The 17288-nt window shown below is 63.6% G+C and carries 15 protein-coding genes, 2 tRNA genes and 1 pseudogene; 11 read left to right on the plus strand and 7 right to left on the minus strand.

Going from position 1 to position 17288, the window contains the following annotated elements:
• Nucleotides 1-22 precede the first annotated feature (22 nt).
• The 7 genes from ARGLB_RS06190 to rpmH form a co-directional block, all read right to left on the minus strand.
• Nucleotides 23-1075, minus strand: coding sequence for a ParA family protein (locus tag ARGLB_RS06190; protein ID WP_003800200.1), 1053 nt, complete (start codon nucleotides 1073-1075; stop codon nucleotides 23-25).
• An 85-nt stretch (nucleotides 1076-1160) separates the two neighbouring features.
• Complete coding sequence (rsmG, locus tag ARGLB_RS06195) at nucleotides 1161-1811, minus strand: 16S rRNA (guanine(527)-N(7))-methyltransferase RsmG (RefSeq protein WP_043418200.1); 651 nt, start codon at nucleotides 1809-1811, stop codon at nucleotides 1161-1163.
• Nucleotides 1812-1830: 19 nt separating this feature from the next.
• Entirely contained in the window at nucleotides 1831-2394 is a 564-nt protein-coding gene (locus ARGLB_RS06200; protein ID WP_003800203.1) for a Jag family protein, read from the minus strand.
• A complete protein-coding gene (yidC, locus tag ARGLB_RS06205) occupies nucleotides 2394-3374 on the minus strand; it encodes a membrane protein insertase YidC (RefSeq protein WP_003800205.1) in 981 nt (326 codons plus the stop codon). Before yidC ends, ARGLB_RS06200 begins: the two co-directional genes overlap by 1 nt.
• A gap of 16 nt (nucleotides 3375-3390) precedes the next feature.
• The gene (gene yidD / locus ARGLB_RS06210; RefSeq protein ID WP_003800208.1) at nucleotides 3391-3786 is read right to left on the minus strand and encodes a membrane protein insertion efficiency factor YidD; all 396 of its coding nucleotides are present in this window, start codon (nucleotides 3784-3786) and stop codon (nucleotides 3391-3393) included.
• Nucleotides 3779-4204, minus strand: coding sequence for a ribonuclease P protein component (gene rnpA, locus ARGLB_RS22695; protein WP_083839604.1), 426 nt, complete (start codon nucleotides 4202-4204; stop codon nucleotides 3779-3781). The genes yidD and rnpA overlap by 8 nt, the downstream gene beginning before the upstream one ends.
• A 40-nt stretch (nucleotides 4205-4244) precedes the next feature.
• A complete protein-coding gene (rpmH, locus tag ARGLB_RS22700; RefSeq protein ID WP_003800212.1) occupies nucleotides 4245-4382 on the minus strand; it encodes a 50S ribosomal protein L34 in 138 nt (45 codons plus the stop codon).
• Between the two features lie 471 nt (nucleotides 4383-4853).
• On the opposite strand from rpmH, the gene dnaA reads away from it, so the two are divergent.
• The 11 genes and pseudogenes from dnaA (at nucleotide 4854) to ARGLB_RS06260 (ending at nucleotide 17221) form a co-directional block, all read left to right on the plus strand.
• The gene (gene dnaA, locus ARGLB_RS06215) at nucleotides 4854-6275 is read left to right on the plus strand and encodes a chromosomal replication initiator protein DnaA (RefSeq protein ID WP_003800214.1); all 1422 of its coding nucleotides are present in this window, start codon (nucleotides 4854-4856) and stop codon (nucleotides 6273-6275) included.
• A gap of 537 nt (nucleotides 6276-6812) precedes the next feature.
• Nucleotides 6813-7937: a DNA polymerase III subunit beta gene (gene dnaN, locus ARGLB_RS06220; protein ID WP_003800218.1), complete on the plus strand. Its 1125-nt coding sequence runs from the start codon at nucleotides 6813-6815 to the stop codon at nucleotides 7935-7937.
• A 90-nt stretch (nucleotides 7938-8027) separates the two neighbouring features.
• Nucleotides 8028-8939, plus strand: a pseudogene (gene gnd / locus ARGLB_RS06225) (phosphogluconate dehydrogenase (NAD(+)-dependent, decarboxylating)); the annotation flags it as partial.
• A 60-nt stretch (nucleotides 8940-8999) separates the two neighbouring features.
• Nucleotides 9000-10202 (plus strand): DNA replication/repair protein RecF, encoded by a 1203-nt coding sequence (gene recF / locus ARGLB_RS06230; RefSeq protein ID WP_003800222.1) that lies wholly within the window; start codon nucleotides 9000-9002, stop codon nucleotides 10200-10202.
• The gene (locus ARGLB_RS06235) at nucleotides 10189-10746 is read left to right on the plus strand and encodes a DciA family protein (RefSeq protein ID WP_003800224.1); all 558 of its coding nucleotides are present in this window, start codon (nucleotides 10189-10191) and stop codon (nucleotides 10744-10746) included. Before recF ends, ARGLB_RS06235 begins: the two co-directional genes overlap by 14 nt.
• Before the next feature lie 429 nt (nucleotides 10747-11175).
• Nucleotides 11176-13266, plus strand: coding sequence for a DNA topoisomerase (ATP-hydrolyzing) subunit B (gene gyrB / locus ARGLB_RS06240; RefSeq protein ID WP_003800226.1), 2091 nt, complete (start codon nucleotides 11176-11178; stop codon nucleotides 13264-13266).
• A gap of 58 nt (nucleotides 13267-13324) precedes the next feature.
• Complete coding sequence (gene gyrA / locus ARGLB_RS06245; RefSeq protein ID WP_003800228.1) at nucleotides 13325-16060, plus strand: DNA gyrase subunit A; 2736 nt, start codon at nucleotides 13325-13327, stop codon at nucleotides 16058-16060.
• The gene (locus tag ARGLB_RS06250) at nucleotides 16057-16713 is read left to right on the plus strand and encodes a DUF3566 domain-containing protein (RefSeq protein WP_003800229.1); all 657 of its coding nucleotides are present in this window, start codon (nucleotides 16057-16059) and stop codon (nucleotides 16711-16713) included. Before gyrA ends, ARGLB_RS06250 begins: the two co-directional genes overlap by 4 nt.
• Before the next feature lie 97 nt (nucleotides 16714-16810).
• A tRNA-Ile gene (locus ARGLB_RS06255) sits at nucleotides 16811-16884 on the plus strand.
• A gap of 70 nt (nucleotides 16885-16954) precedes the next feature.
• A complete protein-coding gene (locus ARGLB_RS23830) occupies nucleotides 16955-17074 on the plus strand; it encodes a DLW-39 family protein (RefSeq protein ID WP_217491532.1) in 120 nt (39 codons plus the stop codon).
• A gap of 71 nt (nucleotides 17075-17145) precedes the next feature.
• Nucleotides 17146-17221: transfer RNA gene (locus ARGLB_RS06260), tRNA-Ala, on the plus strand.
• Nucleotides 17222-17288 lie beyond the last annotated feature (67 nt).

Below are 17288 nucleotides of genomic sequence, written 5' to 3' on the forward strand. Positions count from 1 at the left end.
CTGTTGCTGTGTTTGGAAAATTCTAACGCTCAGCGATTTCCGCTGCGGCTTCCAGGTAGGACAACGCGCCGCTGGAGGATGGATCGTAGGTCATGACAGTCTGCTGGTAACTCGGCGCTTCGGAGATCCGGACGGAGCGCGGGACAACGGCGTCGAGGACCTGGTCCGGGAAGTGCTGCCGGACTTCCGCTGCGACCTGGGCGGCCAGGTTGGTCCGCCCGTCGTACATGGTCAGCAGAATCGTGGAGACCTCCAGATCCGCGTTCAGGTGCTTCTGGATCATCTCGATGTTCTTCAGCAGCTGGCTCAGGCCCTCGAGTGCGTAGTATTCGCACTGGATGGGGATGAGCACTTCGCCGGCCGCGCAGAAGGCGTTGACCGTCAGCAGTCCCAGGCTGGGCGGGCAGTCAATGAAGATGTAGTCGAGCCGCTGCTCGCCCTTCTTCTGCCGGGCTTTGGCATAGACGTCGATAGCGCGGCGGAGGCGCTGTTCCCGTGCCACCAGCGAGACCAGTTCGATCTCGGCGCCGGCCAAGTGGATGGTGGCCGGCGCGCAAATGAGGTTGCTGATGTCCGGGCACTGTGCCACTACATCTTCAAGCGCCACATCATTGATCAGCACGTCATAGATGCTGTCGACGTCGGCATGGTGCTCAATGCCCAGAGCCGTGGACGCGTTGCCCTGCGGGTCGATGTCGATGACCAGCACGTTCAGGCCGGCCGCTGCCAGCGCCGCAGCGATGTTCACAGTGGTTGTGGTTTTACCCACGCCACCCTTTTGGTTTGAAACTGTGAAGATCCGCGTCTTCTCCGGTTTCGGCAGGTTACGGCCGAGGAGCCGCTCCCGACGCCGGTTCTCGTGCGCGAGTTCCCGGGCGATGGGGCTTGAGTCATCCAGTGTGTCCAACACGTTCCCGCGGGCCGCAGTTTCACGTGAAACCTTGGCAGCTCCCGCGCCAGCAACCGGATTGAATTGATTTGCCGTTGTAGCGACCGGTGATACGCCAAAGGCACGCGCCGACCCCAGGGACACGAACGGGGGAATCCGCTGCGTGGAGGTTTCGCTACTGGTCACTGGGACACACTCACTCTCGTTCGGCTTTCACTGCCGTTCTCTAGCCTAACCGCTACACCCTAAGGACCCGCGGCACCTTGCGGGGCTAGGCGCTCTTTTGGGTCTTCTTAACTACGATCCGCACCACCGTGGTAGGTTCCTCGAGCAGGTCCTGGCCCACGGTGACCACCGAGGTCTCCACGCCGCCAAGCTTGCGGATGGCCTTGGCTGCCTTTTCGATCTCCTCGCCGGCACTGCGGCCCTTGATGGCCACGACTTCACCTTCACCGCCGAGCAGCGGAATGGTGAGGCCTGCAAGGTTGCTCAGTGCGGACACTGCCCGGGCCGTTACGACGTCGGCCGTCACCATGCCAACGGCAAGTTCGGCGCGCGTGCGCATAACCGTGACGTTGCCCAACCCCAGATCGTCAACCACTTCCTGCAGCCAGATCACCCGGCGTTCCAGCGGTTCGATGAGGGTCAGCTCGAGGTCAGGACGGGCAATGGCCAGGCAGAGGCCCGGAAGGCCGGCGCCGCTTCCGACGTCGGCCACGTGGCTTCCCTGCGGAATTTCACTTTCGATCACCGCGCAGTTCAGGACATGGCGTCCCCAGAGCCTGGGGATTTCCCGCGGACCAATCAGTCCGCGCTCGGTCCCGGACGTCGCCAGGTGTTCGACATACCGTTCAGCCAGGCCCAGGCGGTCGCCGAAGATCTTCTCCGCCGCCAGGCGCTCGGCAGCCGTCATTTCAACCATCAGTACGTCAGCCAACGGTTCAGTCGGCGGAAACGACGATGTGCCGGCCCGCACCCTCGCCCTCGGACTCGCTGACGAATCCAAGGTCGGCGACGGCGTCGTGGACGATCTTCCGCTCGTAGGCACTCATGGGCTCCAGCGCCACGGCCTCGCCGTTTTCCTTGACGCTGGCAACGGCGTCCTCGGCGATTTTCTGCAGGTGGCCAGCGCGTTCCTTGCGGTAGCCGTTGATGTCGAGCACCAGGCGAGAGCGGTTTTCCGTCGCGGAAAGAACGGAGAGCCGGGTCAGTTCCTGCAGGGCTTCCAGCACCTCGCCGTCGCGTCCCACGAGGCTTTCGAGCCCGGCGGATTCTTCCTCGGTCACGATCGAGATGTAGGTGCGTCCGTTCCGGACCTCAATGTCGATGTCGCCGTCGATATCGGCAATGTCCAGCAGTTCCTCAAGGTAGTCGGCGGCCACGTCGCCCTCTTCTTCCAGGCGGCTTGCCGACGTGCCCTTGCCCGCGTTCACGGTGCCGGCAACGGAGTCCTGGTCTTCGCTGGCCTCAGCGGAAAGTGCGTGTTCAGAGCTCTCAACAGACATTACTTCTTCTTCCTGTTCTTACGTTGTGGCTGAGTGCGCTGCGTCCGGGCCTGCGCAACCGCAGCGGCGGCAGCTGCTTCCGCTTCGGCGTCGACCTTCTTGCCGCCGAGGATGGGGAGGGCCGGAAGGCCCTTGGCGGCACGGCGCTCGGCGAGGGCCTTGGCGGCGGGGGATCCCGGCGTCGGCATCCGGCGAATGACAAAGAACTGCTGGCCCATGGTCCACAGGTTGGTGGTGGTCCAGTAGATCAGGACACCGATGGGGAAGTTAATGCCGCCCACACCGAAAACGATGGGCAGGATGTACAGCATCATCTTCTGCTGGCGCATGAAAGGGCTGGCCATGGCCTCTTCTGACATGTTCTTGGCCATGATCTGCTTCTGGGTGATGAACTGGGACGCCGTCATCGCCAGGATCATCAGAATGGACAGGACCCACACGGCCACCTCGTTGCCGCCCGGGGGCGTGCCGTGGAGCAGGGTCGCAGACAGCGGGGCGCCGAAAATGCTGGACTTGTCGAACTGCTGGACCTGGTTCGCGCTCATGGCACCAATGCCCTGACCGCTGGAGCTGGCATTCGAAACGCCGGACAGCACCTGGAACAGTGCAAAGAAGAACGGCATCTGAATCAGCATCGGCAGGCAGGCCGAGAACGGGTTGGTCCCGTGCTTCTTGTACATGGCCATCTGCTCCTGCGCCATGGCCTGGCGGGAGAGCTGGTCGGTCTTGCCCTTGTACTTGTCCTGCAGCTTCTTCAGGTCCGGCTGCAGCAGCTGCATGCCGCGCTGGGCCTTGATCTGCTTTACGAACACGGGGATCAGGGCGGCCCGGATCACGAGCACGAGCCCGATGATGGACAGGGTCCAGGTCCAGCCGGAGGCCGCAGGCAGCCCGATGGCAGTCAGGCCCTCATGGAAGCCCACCATGATGATGGACACAAGCCACTTGAACGGAAACATGATTGTTTCAAAGAAGTCCATACGATATCCCTATTCGTCAGGCCGCAGTGCGGCCTTCTCCATCAGTCTGAGCAGCCAGGTACTTGTCCGGGTTATTCAGCACAACAATTCTGGGGGTCCGGTTTTCAGGCCATTCCCGGTGGCCGGCGGGGACATGGTCCACGCCACCGGCGTTCCACGGATGGCAGCGTGCCAGGCGCCTGGCCGCCAGCCAGCTGCCTTTAACGGCGCCGTGGACTGTGACTGCTTCAAGCGCGTAGGCCGAGCAGGAGGGAAAGAAGCGGCAGACCTGGCCGTACAAGGGCGAAACCACCTTGCGGTAGGCCAGAAGCAGAAGAATGAGGATATTGCGGGGCAGGTTCCAGATGAAGCTGCCAGCGGCCGCTGCTGCGGACTTGGGGGAATGGACGACGGCGGCAGTCGGGTCAAGCACGCTGTGTCCCTTCCTGTGTTGTTGCGTCCGTTGGCGTTCCAGCTGGCCGTTTTCCGGTCACCGCCGGAAGGCGGCCAGCCAGCCGCCTCATGGTGTTTTCCAAGGCGGCGTTGTAATCCGCCAGGAGTTCATCCCAGCTGGCTGTTGCGGAGGCGGGCAAAGCACGCACCACAATAGCGAATCCGGTGCCGTACTCGTGCAGCGAGACAGCGCCGGCTTCTCTAAGTCTCCTCTTAACGAGGTTCCTGGCAACAGCGTTCCCGACAGCCTTGGAAACGATGAACCCGATGCGGCTGGGCTCGTCCGCTCCAATAGTTGCCGTATATAACACTACGTTCCGGCGTCCATTGCGGACGCCGGAACGTACAGTTGTTGAAAAATCGGTTGAAGTCCTCAGGCGGTTCCTGGTGGCAAGCACCGCTAATCTCGCAGAAGGAAGAAGACCGACAAGTCAGTATTTAGGCCGACAGTTCGGTGCGGCCCTTGCCACGGCGGGCGGCCAGAATGGCACGGCCGGCACGGGTGCGCATACGAAGGCGGAAGCCGTGCTTCTTGGCCCGACGGCGGTTATTCGGCTGAAAAGTCCGCTTGCTCACGTTAGTTACTCCAGTGGATCAAAGGTGCGCCCACCCGATCAGTAAGGGGAAGAACTGGCCGACGCTAAGTTTTGTATGTGTCTGCTTCCCCTGAATTTCCCGGAACACACGGAGTGTCCGGAAGTCCAAAATAGGGTCAGAAAGCAGGCACAAAGGACTCCACAACGTTAGGGCAAAACGCCGCCGGGAGTCAAACCAGCAGGCTGCCCGGCGTGTTTCCCCAGCTGTGGCTAACGGCGTGCAGAACCTGTGGATGAAGCGGCTCACAACCGCTGTTTTCGAACCACAACGGTGTAATTATCCACAAGGCACTTCCCAGCTATCTTCTAGGCTTTTCATCCCCTAGAGTGTCTCAGTAGCCGATTATCCACGGACTGTGCATAACCCTGTGGATTAAGCCGGGCCAGCACCCTGGTTCCAGGCTTGCGGCTGCATGTAATGCAGGCAGCAAGCTTTGAGGAACCAAATTTGATGACAGTAGACGAAGCCAACCACGCCAACACTGTCGGAAGTTCCTGGCGGCGCGTGGTGACCCTTCTCGAACAGGACGACCGCGTTTCGCCCCGGCAGCGCGGCTTTGTCATCCTCGCGCAGGCCCAGGGCCTCATCGGTTCCACCCTTCTCGTCGCAGTCCCGAACGAGCTGACCCGGGAAGTGCTCCAGACGCAGGTCAAGGACGCTCTCGATGACGCGCTCCGCAACGTCTTCTCGGATGACATCCGCTGCGCGATCGACGTGGACACCGATCTGGTGCCCATCCACGAGGAGCCGGAACCCGCCGTCGAGCTTTCCCTCGCAAACGATCCGTCCATTGAGCAGAAGCCGCAGCCCATGCTGCCGAGCACCTCACACGAATTCGGCCGCCTCAACCCCAAGTACGTTTTCGACACCTTCGTGATCGGATCCTCCAACCGGTTTGCCCATGCCGCCGCCGTCGCCGTGGCGGAAGCCCCTGCCAAGGCGTACAACCCGCTGTTCATTTACGGTGACTCCGGCCTGGGCAAAACGCACCTGCTGCACGCCATCGGCCACTACGCCCGCCGCCTGTACAGCGGGATCCGCGTCAGGTACGTCAACTCCGAGGAATTCACCAACGACTTCATCAACTCGATCCGTGACGATGAAGGCGCCAGCTTCAAGACGACGTACCGCAACGTCGACGTCCTGCTGATCGACGACATCCAGTTCCTGGCCGGCAAGGACCGGACGCTGGAGGAGTTCTTCCACACATTCAACTCGCTGCACAACAACAACAAGCAGGTGGTCATCACCTCGGACCAGCCGCCCAAGCTGCTGGCAGGCTTCGAGGACCGGATGAAATCCCGCTTCGAGTGGGGTCTGCTGACGGACATCCAGCCGCCTGAACTGGAAACCCGCATCGCCATCCTCCGGAAGAAGGCGCTCAGCGAAGGCCTCTCCGCGCCGGATGACGCGCTGGAGTACATCGCTTCGAAGATCGCCAGCAACATCCGCGAGCTCGAAGGCGCCCTCATCCGGGTGACGGCATTCGCCAGCCTCAACCGCCAGCCGGTGGATGTGGCCCTCGCAGAGATGGTGCTCAAGGACCTCATCACCGACGACGGCGCCCAGGAAATCACGTCGGGCCAGATCCTGCAGCAGACGGCCGACTACTTCAAGCTCAGCATGGAGGAGCTCTGCAGCAAGTCCCGGACCCGGACGCTGGTGACCGCGCGGCAGATCGCCATGTACCTGTGCCGCGAGCTGACCGACATGTCACTGCCCAAGATCGGCCAGGAGCTCGGCGGCCGCGACCACACCACCGTGATCCACGCTGACCGCAAAATCCGTGAGCTCATGGCTGAGCGGCGTGTGATTTACAACCAGGTTACTGAGCTCACCAACCGCATCAAGCAGCAGCAGCGCGACTCCTGATCCGAGGTTCTTAACCTTATTAACAGGCGCGTGTGGATAACCCTGTGGACAGTTAAGGGGACAACCGCGGTTAATGGGCTTAAAACCCTTAAGCCGTCTGTGGATCACCGCAACCGGCCAAAAATGTTGTCCCCATCCACAGCCTGTTTAAAACGTGCCGAACCCACAGTCCATGAACAGGGCTTAACCGCGGATCTGCACCGCGAAACCGGGTTATCCACAGTTTCCACAGCAGTTATTAACACTACTAATCCCAAAAAATTGAAGTCCCTCAAACAACAATCTCCATCCCCGACCTCCCCGCACCGGCCAAAGCACCGGCCACTTGGCCGCCGGCAGAGCCGGCGTCACTGGCGGGGATGGGGAAATCCTTGTAGTTCCGGCTAAGCTGTCTGCAGCGCTCCCATCCCTGGGTTTGTTTGCGGTCGGCCATGCGTGGACCATGCAGGTCAAGGGCTTTGGGGGCAACGGTCTTATGGGCTCCTTGCGAGTTCCCGTTCAGAAAATGGCAGCAGCAATGAAAGGCGGCACCCTTCCGTGAAGTTCAGAGTCGAACGGGACGTCCTGGCAGAAGCCGTCACATGGACAGCCCGGTCGTTGTCTCCGCGGCCGCCCGTACCCGTGCTCTCCGGCCTCCTTCTCAAGGCCGAATCCGGGACAGTCAGCCTGTCCAGCTTCGATTACGAGACCTCCGCTAGGCTTGAAATTCCTGCCGACATCAGGGAGGAAGGCACCATCCTGGTCTCCGGCCGCCTCCTGGCGGACATCTGCCGCAGCCTGCCCTCAGCGCCGGTGGACATCGAAACCGACGGCAACAAAGTGACGCTCACCTGCCGCCGAAGCAGCTTCCACCTGGCAACCATGCCCGAGGCCGAGTACCCGCCGTTGCCTGCCCTGCCCACCATCACCGGAACCGTCGCAGGTGACGCGTTCGCCCAGGCCGTCTCCCAGGTGATCATCGCCGCGAGCAAGGACGACACCCTTCCGATCCTCACTGGCGTGCGGATGGAGATCGAGGACGACCTCATCACCCTCCTGGCCACGGACCGTTACCGGCTCGCCATGCGGGAAGTTCCCTGGAAGCCCGTCACACCGGGCATCTCCACCAGTGCCCTGGTCAAAGCCAAGACGCTGAACGAGGTTGCCAAGACTTTGGGCGGCAGCGGTGACATCAACCTCGCCATTGCCGACGACGACAGCCGCCTTATCGGCTTTGAGAGCGGCGGCCGCACCACCACGTCGCTGCTGGTCGACGGCGATTACCCCAAGATCCGCTCGCTGTTCCCGGATTCCACGCCGATTCACGCCACCGTGCAGACCCAGGAGCTCGTCGAGGCCGTCCGGCGCGTCTCGCTCGTGGCGGAACGCAACACCCCGGTCCGGCTCGCGTTCACCCAGGGCCAGCTGCACCTCGACGCCGGCACCGGCGAGGACGCCCAGGCCTCCGAAGAGCTCGAAGCACAGCTGTCCGGCGAAGACATCACCGTTGCCTTCAACCCGCACTACCTGGTTGAAGGCCTCAGCGTCATTGAAACCAAGTTTGTGCGCTTTTCCTTCACCACGGCACCGAAGCCCGCCATGATCACAGCGCAGAACGACATCGAGGGCGAAGACCAGGACGACTACCGCTACCTCGTGATGCCGGTGCGCCTCCCCAACTAACCCACACCCAACTAGGTAGCAGCTGAGGGGCTTCCCAGCGTTCAGAACGCCCTGAGCTGCTACCTAGTTGGGTGGACCGCCCATCCCTAACCATCCGCGCAGAAAAGAGTTCACACGGTGCATATCGGACTGATCGGCCTTGGAAAAATGGGTTTCAACATGCGCGAACGGCTGCGCAAAGGCGGGATCGAAGTCACTGGCTTCGACCGCAACCCCGAGGTTACCGATGTCGCCACCACGGACGAACTCATCGCCGCCCTTCCTGCGCCCCGCCTCATCTGGGTTATGGTTCCTTCCGGTGAAATCACCGACGCCGTCATCACCGAGCTCGGTGCCAAACTGGAGCCCGGCGACATGGTGATCGACGGCGGCAACTCCCGCTTCACCGAGGACCAGAAGCACGCCGCGGCCCTGGCCGAAAAGGGAATCCGCTTCGCTGACTGCGGCGTCTCCGGCGGAGTCTGGGGCCTTCAGAACGGCTACGGGCTCATGGCCGGGGGCGACGCCGAGGACATCGAGCGCGCCCTTCCCGTCTTTGATGCGCTCCGACCCGAAGGCGACCGCGCGGACAGCTTCGTCCACGTGGGCGGCGTCGGCGCAGGCCACTACGCCAAGATGGTGCACAACGGCATCGAGTACGGCCTGATGCAGGCTTATGCGGAAGGCTACGAACTCCTCGCCGCCAAGGAAATCGTTACGGACCTCCCGGGAACCTTCCGGGCCTGGCAGAAGGGAACCGTCGTCCGGTCCTGGCTGCTGGACCTCATGGTGAAGGCCCTGGACGAGGATCCCGGACTGGCCTCGATCGACGACTACGTCGAGGACTCCGGTGAAGGCCGCTGGACCGTGGAAGAGGCCATCGCCAATGCCGTGCCGGCCCCCGCCATTACCGCAGCACTCTTTGCCCGTTTCGCCTCCCGCGAGGACAACTCGCCGGCGATGAAAATGGTGTCCGCGCTGCGCCACCAGTTCGGCGGACATGCCACCCGTCCGGCCAAGTAAGTCTGTGTCCGGGTTCCGGCCGTCTTCCGGACCGGCGGTTCCCAAGAATTCGAAGATCGCGTGTACCTAGAACACCTGTCCCTGACCGACTTCCGCAGTTACGCCCAGGTTGATCTCCGGTTTGACCCGGGCGTCACGGTTCTGGTCGGCTCCAACGGAATCGGCAAGACCAACCTGATGGAAGCCATCGGCTACCTGGCAACCCTCAGCTCACACCGGGTCAGTGCCGACGGCCCGTTGCTCCGCTTCGGAACCGACCGCGCCCTGATCCGGGCAAAGCTGGTCCGGGGCGAACAGTCCACCATCCTGGAGCTGGAGATCAACGGCGGCCGGGCAAACCGGGGCCGCATCAACCGCAGCAACCCCGTCCGGGCGCGCGATCTGCTGGGCATCTGCCACACGGTCCTGTTCGCTCCGGAGGACCTGGCGCTGGTCAAAGGCGATCCCTCGAACCGCCGCCGCTTCCTGGACGAGCTCCTGGTGAGCCTGGTTCCCCGGCACGCCGCCACCCGCAGCGACTATGACCGCGTGCTTAAACAGCGGAACGCACTGCTGAAGTCCGCACGGGCCGGAAAGTTCACCGCCGGCCACGAAGCCACCCTCGATGTCTGGGACCAGCACATGGCTCGCGCCGGAGCGGAGCTGCTCCATGCCAGGCTGGAACTCGTAGAGCGCCTGCGGCCGCACCTCAACAGTGCCTATGCCCAACTCACCGATGGCTCCAAGGCCGCGGATGCGGTCTACCGCTCAACTCTGCAGAACATGATGGACGACGACGGCGAGCCGGCCGGCGCTTCGACCGCACCGTCAGAGCCGGGACAGCAGGCGGAGGATCTCCGCCTGCTGTCCGTGGATGACCTTGCCGAACGCTACGTGCAGGCCTTCGCGGCGTCCCGCCGCAAGGAACTCGAACGCGGCATCTCGCTGGTGGGTCCGCACCGGGACGAGCTGGAACTGGTGCTGGGGCAGGCCCCGGCCAAGGGCTACGCCTCGCACGGTGAAACGTGGTCCATGTGCCTGTCCCTGCGGCTGGCGTCCTACTACGTCATGCTCGACGACGCCCGCACCGGAGGATCGGCGCCGATCCTCATCCTGGACGACGTTTTCGCCGAACTTGATGTCCAGCGGCGGCGTAAACTGGCCGCAATAGTTGCCGGCGCCGAGCAGGTGCTGGTGACCGCCGCCGTCGACGCCGATATTCCGGACGAGCTTGCGGGCCGGCGGGTGAAGGTAATCCCGGGAGGAATCGATGAACAGGGATAAGGACGGCGGCCTGCAGCCAGGCCGCGATCCCGATGAAATCGATGCCGCCCAGGCTGCGCTGAACAGGATGCGTGAAGCAGCGGCCGCCCGTGGAGAGGTCCGTCGCAAGGCGCCGCGGGCAGGCGCCAGCCAAAAACCGCGCACCGCAGCCCAGGGAACGCGGGGCTTCAGCCAGTTCCACTCCACCGGACGCGACCCCCTGGGACTGGGTAAAGTCGTGGGCCGGCTGGTCGCCGAGCGAGGCTGGACCTCCCCGGTGGCCGTCGGATCGGTCATGGCCGAGTGGCCGGCGCTCGTGGGCCCTGAAATCGCAGCCCACTGCACGCCGGAAAGCTTCACCGACACCACCCTTCATGTCCGGTGCGACTCCACGGCCTGGGCCACGCAGCTGCGGCTGCTCAGCATAAGCCTGCTCGAAAAGTTCCGCACCGAACTCGGTGACGGCGTGGTCACCAGCATCCAGGTGCTGGGCCCGTCAGCACCCAGCTGGCGCAAGGGCGGACGCACCGTCAACGGCCGCGGGCCCAGGGACACCTACGGATAGCGGCCACAACCAGGGACTGCCGGGAGTGAATCCGCCGGGTGCGGCTCCTTCCGATTCTGGCTTCCGGGAACAAAGCCCAAACGGCGTGCAGGGCGCTCAAACCGCCGTCGGCCGTATAGGAGTCCAAAAAGGGGACTGCTGGAGCCTTGCAGGCGGGGCCAATGGCCAGCGAGAGGCACATTGAGCCGCCTCAGCGCCCCGCCAATGCAGGGATCGACCGTGTTTCACGATAGAATTCCTCTAGATAACTGGGCGCCGGTGAAACGTTGACTGAGTCCGTTTTCCCGCGCTTTTTCCGTGCGGGGAAACGGTTCTGCGCGTCAACTCAGCAGCTGGCGCTGGCAGTGACGTGCCTTTTGGCGGACGCCCTTTTTCCCGGCGGACGGCGGAGGCCGGCCATCATCGAACATAGAGGAGTCGAAAGCGCCTGTGGCTAACGACAATGCAGATATCGAGGCAGTGGAGCCTATAACGGAGGATGCCCGGACGTCCGGCGCCCCGGCTGAGGCTGCCACACCGCGGGAGTACGGCGCCAGCGACATCACCGTTCTTGAAGGACTCGAGGCCGTACGGAAACGGCCCGGCATGTACATCGGCTCCACCGGTCTGCGCGGCCTGCACCACCTGGTGTACGAAGTGGTGGACAACTCCGTGGATGAGGCCCTCGCAGGCTACTGTACGCACATCGAAGTTGTTCTGCAGGCAGACGGTGGTGTCAAGGTATCCGACGACGGCCGCGGGATTCCGGTGGACATCCACCCCACCGAGGGCAAGCCCACGGTTGAGGTGGTCATGACCATCCTGCACGCCGGCGGCAAGTTCGGCGGCGGCGGCTACGCCGTGTCCGGTGGCCTCCACGGCGTGGGCATTTCCGTGGTCAACGCCCTCTCCACCCGCGTGAACACGGAAGTCCGCAGGCAGGGCCACGTCTGGCGCATGTCCTTTGCCGACGGGGGCAAGCCGCAGGGTGCCCTGGTCCAGGGCGAGGAAACGGCCGAGACCGGAACCACCCAGACCTTCTACCCGGATCCGAGCATCTTCGAATCCACCGAGTTCGACTTCGAGACGCTCCGCGCGCGTTTCCAGCAGATGGCCTTCCTCAACAAGGGGCTGAAAATCACCCTGACGGACGAGCGCCAAACGGCTGCCGGCACGGACGACGCCGGCGACCTGGACCTTGACGGCGTGCTCACCGAGGGCGAGGTCCTCGCCGAGCACCGCACCGTGGTGTACCAGTACAACGACGGCCTCCTCGACTACGTAAAGCACCTGAACTCCAGCAAGAAGGTGGATGTTGTCCACGAGGACGTCATCGCCTTCGAGACTGAGGACACCGAGCGGCATATCGCCGTCGAAATGGCGATGCAGTGGACCACGGCGTACTCCGAAAGCGTCCACACGTACGCCAACACGATCAACACCCACGAAGGCGGCACCCACGAAGAGGGGTTCCGCGCCGCGATGACGTCGCTCATCAACCGCTATGCGCGCGAGAAGGCCATCATCAAGGAAAAAGATGAGAACCTTACCGGTGACGACATCCGCGAGGGCCTGACGGCAGTCATCTCCGTGAAGCTGTCCGAACCGCAGTTCGAGGGCCAGACCAAAACCAAGCTGGGCAACTCCGAGGTCAAGGGCTTTGTGCAGCGCGTGGTCACCGACCAGCTCGGCGACTGGCTGGAGCGCAACCCCGGCCCCGCCAAGGACGTCATCCGCAAAGCCATTTCGGCGGCCCAGGCCCGCATGGCCGCGCGCAAGGCCCGCGACAACGCGCGCCGGAAGAGCCCGCTGGAGTCCTTCGGCATGCCTGGCAAGCTCTCGGACTGCTCCTCTAAGGATCCCTCCAAGTGCGAGGTCTACCTGGTGGAGGGTGACTCGGCAGGCGGCTCGGCCAAGCGCGGGCGCAACCCCGAAACGCAGGCCATCCTTCCGCTCCGCGGCAAGATCCTGAACGTGGAGCGTGCCCGCCTGGACAAGGCCCTGGGCAACAACGAGGTGCAGTCCATGATCACAGCATTCGGGACCGGCATTGGCGAGGACTTCGACCTCAGCAAGCTGCGCTACCACAAGATCGTGCTGATGGCCGATGCCGACGTCGACGGCCAGCACATCACCACGCTGCTGATGACGCTGCTGTTCCGCTACATGCGCCCCCTGATTGAGAACGGCTACGTCTACCTCGCGCAGCCGCCGCTGTACCGGATCAAGTGGTCCAACGCACCGCATGACTACGTCTTCAGCGACCGTGAGCGCGACGCCGTCCTGGTTTCCGGTCAGGCAGCAGGCCGCCGCATTCCGAAGGAAAACGGCATCCAGCGCTACAAGGGTCTGGGCGAGATGGACTACACAGAGCTCTGGGACACCACCATGGACCCGGACCGGCGCACCCTCCTGCAGGTGACCATGGAGGACGCAGCCGCCGCAGACCAGATTTTCGCCGTGCTGATGGGCGAGGACGTCGAGTCGCGCCGAAACTTCATCCAGCAGAACGCCAAGGACGTCAGGTTCCTAGATATCTAGCGGTTTCCGCACTTGATATTCCCGAACTGACATATACCTGAAACGGAAAATACAGACTATGAGTGACGAAACACCCGAGGTCCCGGCCGAGTCTCCGGACGGCACGGAGCCGGTGCTGGAGGGCGACGTGCTGGTCGACCGCGTGGAGCAGGTGGACCTGCAGACGGAGATGCAGCGCTCCTACCTCGACTATGCGATGGCCGTTATCGTCGGCCGTGCGCTGCCGGACGTACGGGACGGGCTGAAGCCCGTCCACCGCCGCGTGCTGTATGCGATGTTCGACGGCGGCTACCGCCCGGACCGCGCCTTCAACAAGTGTGCTCGTGTGGTCGGCGAGGTCATGGGCCAGTACCACCCGCACGGTGACACGGCCATCTACGATGCGCTGGTACGCCTGATCCAGGACTGGACCATGCGGTACCCGCTGGCGCTCGGCCAGGGCAACTTCGGCTCACCCGGCAACGACGGCGCTGCGGCTCCGCGGTACACGGAAACCAAGATGGCACCGCTGGCCATGGAAATGGTCCGGGACATCGACGAGGAGACCGTCGACTTCCAGGACAACTATGACGGCAAGAACCAGGAACCCACGATCCTCCCGGCGCGGTTCCCCAACCTGCTGGTCAACGGGTCCTCAGGCATCGCCGTCGGCATGGCCACCAACATCCCGCCGCACAACCTCCGCGAAGTGGCCGACGGCGTCCAGTGGTACCTGGCCAACCCGACCGCCAGCCGCGAGCAGCTCCTCGAAGAACTGCTCAAGCGCATCAAGGGACCCGATTTCCCCACCGGCGCCACCATCCTGGGCCACAAGGGCATCGAGGACGCCTACCGCACCGGCCGCGGTTCCATCACCATGCGCGCCGTGGTCAATGTCGAGGAGCTGCAGGGACGGACCTGCCTCGTCGTCACCGAGCTGCCCTACCAGGCGAACCCGGACAACCTGGCCATCAAGATCGCCGAACTGGTCAAGGACGGCAAGGTCCAGGGCATCGCCGACCTCCGCGACGAGACGTCCGGCCGCACCGGCCAGCGCCTCGTCATCGTCCTGAAGCGCGACGCCGTCGCCAAGGTGGTGCTGAACAACCTCTACAAGCACACCCAGCTGCAGGAGAACTTCGGCGCGAACATGCTGGCGATCGTGGACGGAGTGCCGCGCACTCTCAGCCTTGACGCCTTCATCCGGCACTGGGTCACCCACCAGCTGGATGTCATCGCCCGGCGCACCCGCTACCGCCTGCGGAAGGCCGAGGAAGAAGCGCACATCCTGCGTGCGCTTCTTAAAGCCCTGGACATGCTGGACGAGGTCATCGCCCTGATCCGGGCCTCGAGCACCACTGAGGCAGCCCGGGATGGCCTCATGCAGTTGCTGGACATCGACGAGATCCAGGCCCGCGCCATCCTCGACATGCAGCTGCGCCGGCTCGCTGCCCTGGAACGCCAGAAGATCCAGGACCGCCACGCCGAACTCGAAGCGATGATCGCCGAATACAACGCGATCCTGGCTTCGGAGGAACGCCAGCGCTCGATCATCAGCGAGGAACTCGCCGAGATCGTGGCCAAGCACGGGGACGACCGCCGCACCCAGATCCTGATGGGCTACGACGGCGACATGTCCATGGAAGACCTCATTCCCGAAGAGGAAGTGGTGGTCACCATCACCCGCGGCGGCTACGTCAAGCGGACGCGGAGTGACAACTACCGTTCGCAGCAGCGCGGCGGCAAGGGCATCAAGGGTGCCCAGCTGCGCGGCGATGACGTGGTGGAGCACTTCTTCGTCACCACCACCCACCACTGGCTGCTGTTCTTCACCAACTTCGGCCGCGTGTACCGGGCCAAGGCCTACGAACTTGCCGAGGGCGGGCGCGACACCAAGGGCCAGCATGTGGCCAACCTGCTGGCCTTCCAGCCGGACGAGCACATCGCCCAGGTGCTGGACCTGAAGGACTACCAACACGCGCCCTACTTGGTGCTGGCCACCAAGCGGGGCCTGGTCAAGAAGACCCGGCTGGAGGACTACGACACCAACCGGTCCGCCGGCGTCATCGCCATCAACCTCCGGGACGAGGACGAACTGGTCTCCGCGCAGCTGGTTTCCGAGACGGATGACCTCATGCTGGTGTCCCGCAAGGGCCAGTCGATCCGGTTCACGGCCACCGATGACGCGCTGCGCCCCATGGGCCGCGCCACGTCCGGCGTGACAGGCATGAAGTTCCGCGAGGACGACGAACTGCTCGCCATGAACGTGGTGGCCGAGGGCTCCTACGTGTTCGTCGTGACCGAAGGCGGCTACGCCAAGCGCACCGCCGTCGAGGAATACCGGCTGCAGGGCCGCGGCGGCCTGGGCATCAAGGTAGCCAAGCTCGCCGAGGAACGCGGGGATCTTGTGGGTGCCCTGGTGGTCCAGGAGGAAGACGAGGTCCTGGTGGTCATGGGCGGCGGCAAGGTGGTCCGGTCATCCGTGGCCGGCGTCCCTGCCAAGGGCCGGGACACCATGGGCGTCATCTTCGCGAAGCCGGACAAGAACGACCGCATCATCGAGGTTGCCCGCAATACCGAACGCGGCCTGGAAGAGGAAGTTGAAGCCAGCGCCGAGCGCGAGTCAGAGGCCGACCACACCGATGAACCCAGTGCGTCAGAAATCTTGGCTATCGCCGCTGATGACGTAACGTTGGCTGAAGATGCCGGACCAGACGAGGAATCCGCCGAGGAGGCTTCAGGACTGGCCGATGAAGCAGAAGGAACGTCCGGCGATGCTGAGGCGAACGAAGACAACACCGGAGGTAACGAGTGAGCAATTCCGACTCATTTCCCAAGCCGAGCAGTAATGGTCCCGGCGGGATGCGTCAGCCGGCATCCGCTCCCCGGGTGAATGCCCCGGTGCGTCCCCAGCAGAGCCCGGCCACGCCGTCGGGCGTTCCGGGACAGCGTCCTGCAGCTGCGGGACAGCGCCCGGCGCCCGCAGGGCAGCGCCCGCAGGGACAGAGGCCGGCCGCGCCGGCACAGCGCCCGGCAGTCCCCGGACAGCGGCCCCAGGCCGCACAGGGTGCGCCCGGACTGGTCAAGCCGGCTCCCAAGGCCAAGGTGCGCCGCGCCCGGCTCTTGGTCAGCAAGGTTGACCCCTGGTCCGTCCTGAAAATGGCGTTCCTGCTGTCCGTCGCGCTTGGCATCGTCACGGTGGTGGCCGCCATTGTGCTGTGGACCGTGCTGGACCTGACCGGCATCTTCGACCAGGTGGACAGCCTGCTGGGAACGCTCGCCGGTTCTGAGGGCGGCGGCTTCGAACTGAAGAAGGTCGCGTCGCTCGGCCAGGTGGCATCGTTCGCTACGATCATCGCCGTCGTGAATGTTGTGCTGCTGACGGCCCTGTCCATGCTGTCAGCCGTGCTGTACAACATTTCGGCAACCCTTGTTGGCGGCATCGGCGTGACCCTGACGGACGATTAAAACCCTGTCTTTCCGCGGAAAACCCCGCAGGAATGCCTCGATTTGAGATCGGGCCGGGATGTGCTGTAGAGTCTTGTCTCGGCCCGATGAGGCATCGGGGCGTATAGCTCAGGCGGTTAGAGCGCTTCGCTGATAACGAAGAGGTCCCAGGTTCAAGTCCTGGTACGCCCACGGAACCTGCACAGGTTCAAGTAGAGGTTTAGGCTGGATTCCACGGGAATCAAGCCGGAACGGGGTGCGTGTGAAGAAGTTGCTGGTTATTGCAGCTGCGGTCGCAGGCGTCCTCTTCTACAAGAAGAAGGTGCAGGAATCCGAAGCCCGGAAAACTGTCTGGAGCGAATCAACCGACAAGGTTGAATAGCCCGGTTCCCGGTACGGAGGCTGGTCAGCCAGGATCCGGAACTAGGGTATGATGGACGGGTTGCTTCTTATGGGGGCATGGCGCAATTGGTAGCGCACCTGCTTTGCAAGCAGGGGGTTCGGGGTTCGAGTCCCCGTGCCTCCACCATAAGAAAAGGTCCCGGTCGGAAACGGCCGGGACCTTTCGCGTTGCCGGAACATATCGCGTTGCCGGA

It is taken from the genome of Arthrobacter globiformis NBRC 12137 (genome assembly GCF_000238915.1).
In the GTDB taxonomy this organism is placed as follows: Bacteria; Actinomycetota; Actinomycetes; order Actinomycetales; family Micrococcaceae; genus Arthrobacter; species Arthrobacter globiformis.

Excerpts from the sequence above, each read along its gene's own strand:
- gyrA (WP_003800228.1), top strand. The coding sequence starts at position 13,325 with ATGAGTGACGAAACACCCGAGGTCCCGGCCGAGTCTCCGGACGGCACG.
- dnaA (WP_003800214.1), top strand. The coding sequence starts at position 4,854 with ATGACAGTAGACGAAGCCAACCACGCCAACACTGTCGGAAGTTCCTGG.
- ARGLB_RS06200 (WP_003800203.1), bottom strand. The coding sequence starts at position 2,394 with ATGTCTGTTGAGAGCTCTGAACACGCACTTTCCGCTGAGGCCAGCGAA.
- rsmG (WP_043418200.1), bottom strand. The coding sequence starts at position 1,811 with ATGGTTGAAATGACGGCTGCCGAGCGCCTGGCGGCGGAGAAGATCTTC.
- yidC (WP_003800205.1), bottom strand. The coding sequence starts at position 3,374 with ATGGACTTCTTTGAAACAATCATGTTTCCGTTCAAGTGGCTTGTGTCC.
- ARGLB_RS06235 (WP_003800224.1), top strand. The coding sequence starts at position 10,189 with ATGAACAGGGATAAGGACGGCGGCCTGCAGCCAGGCCGCGATCCCGAT.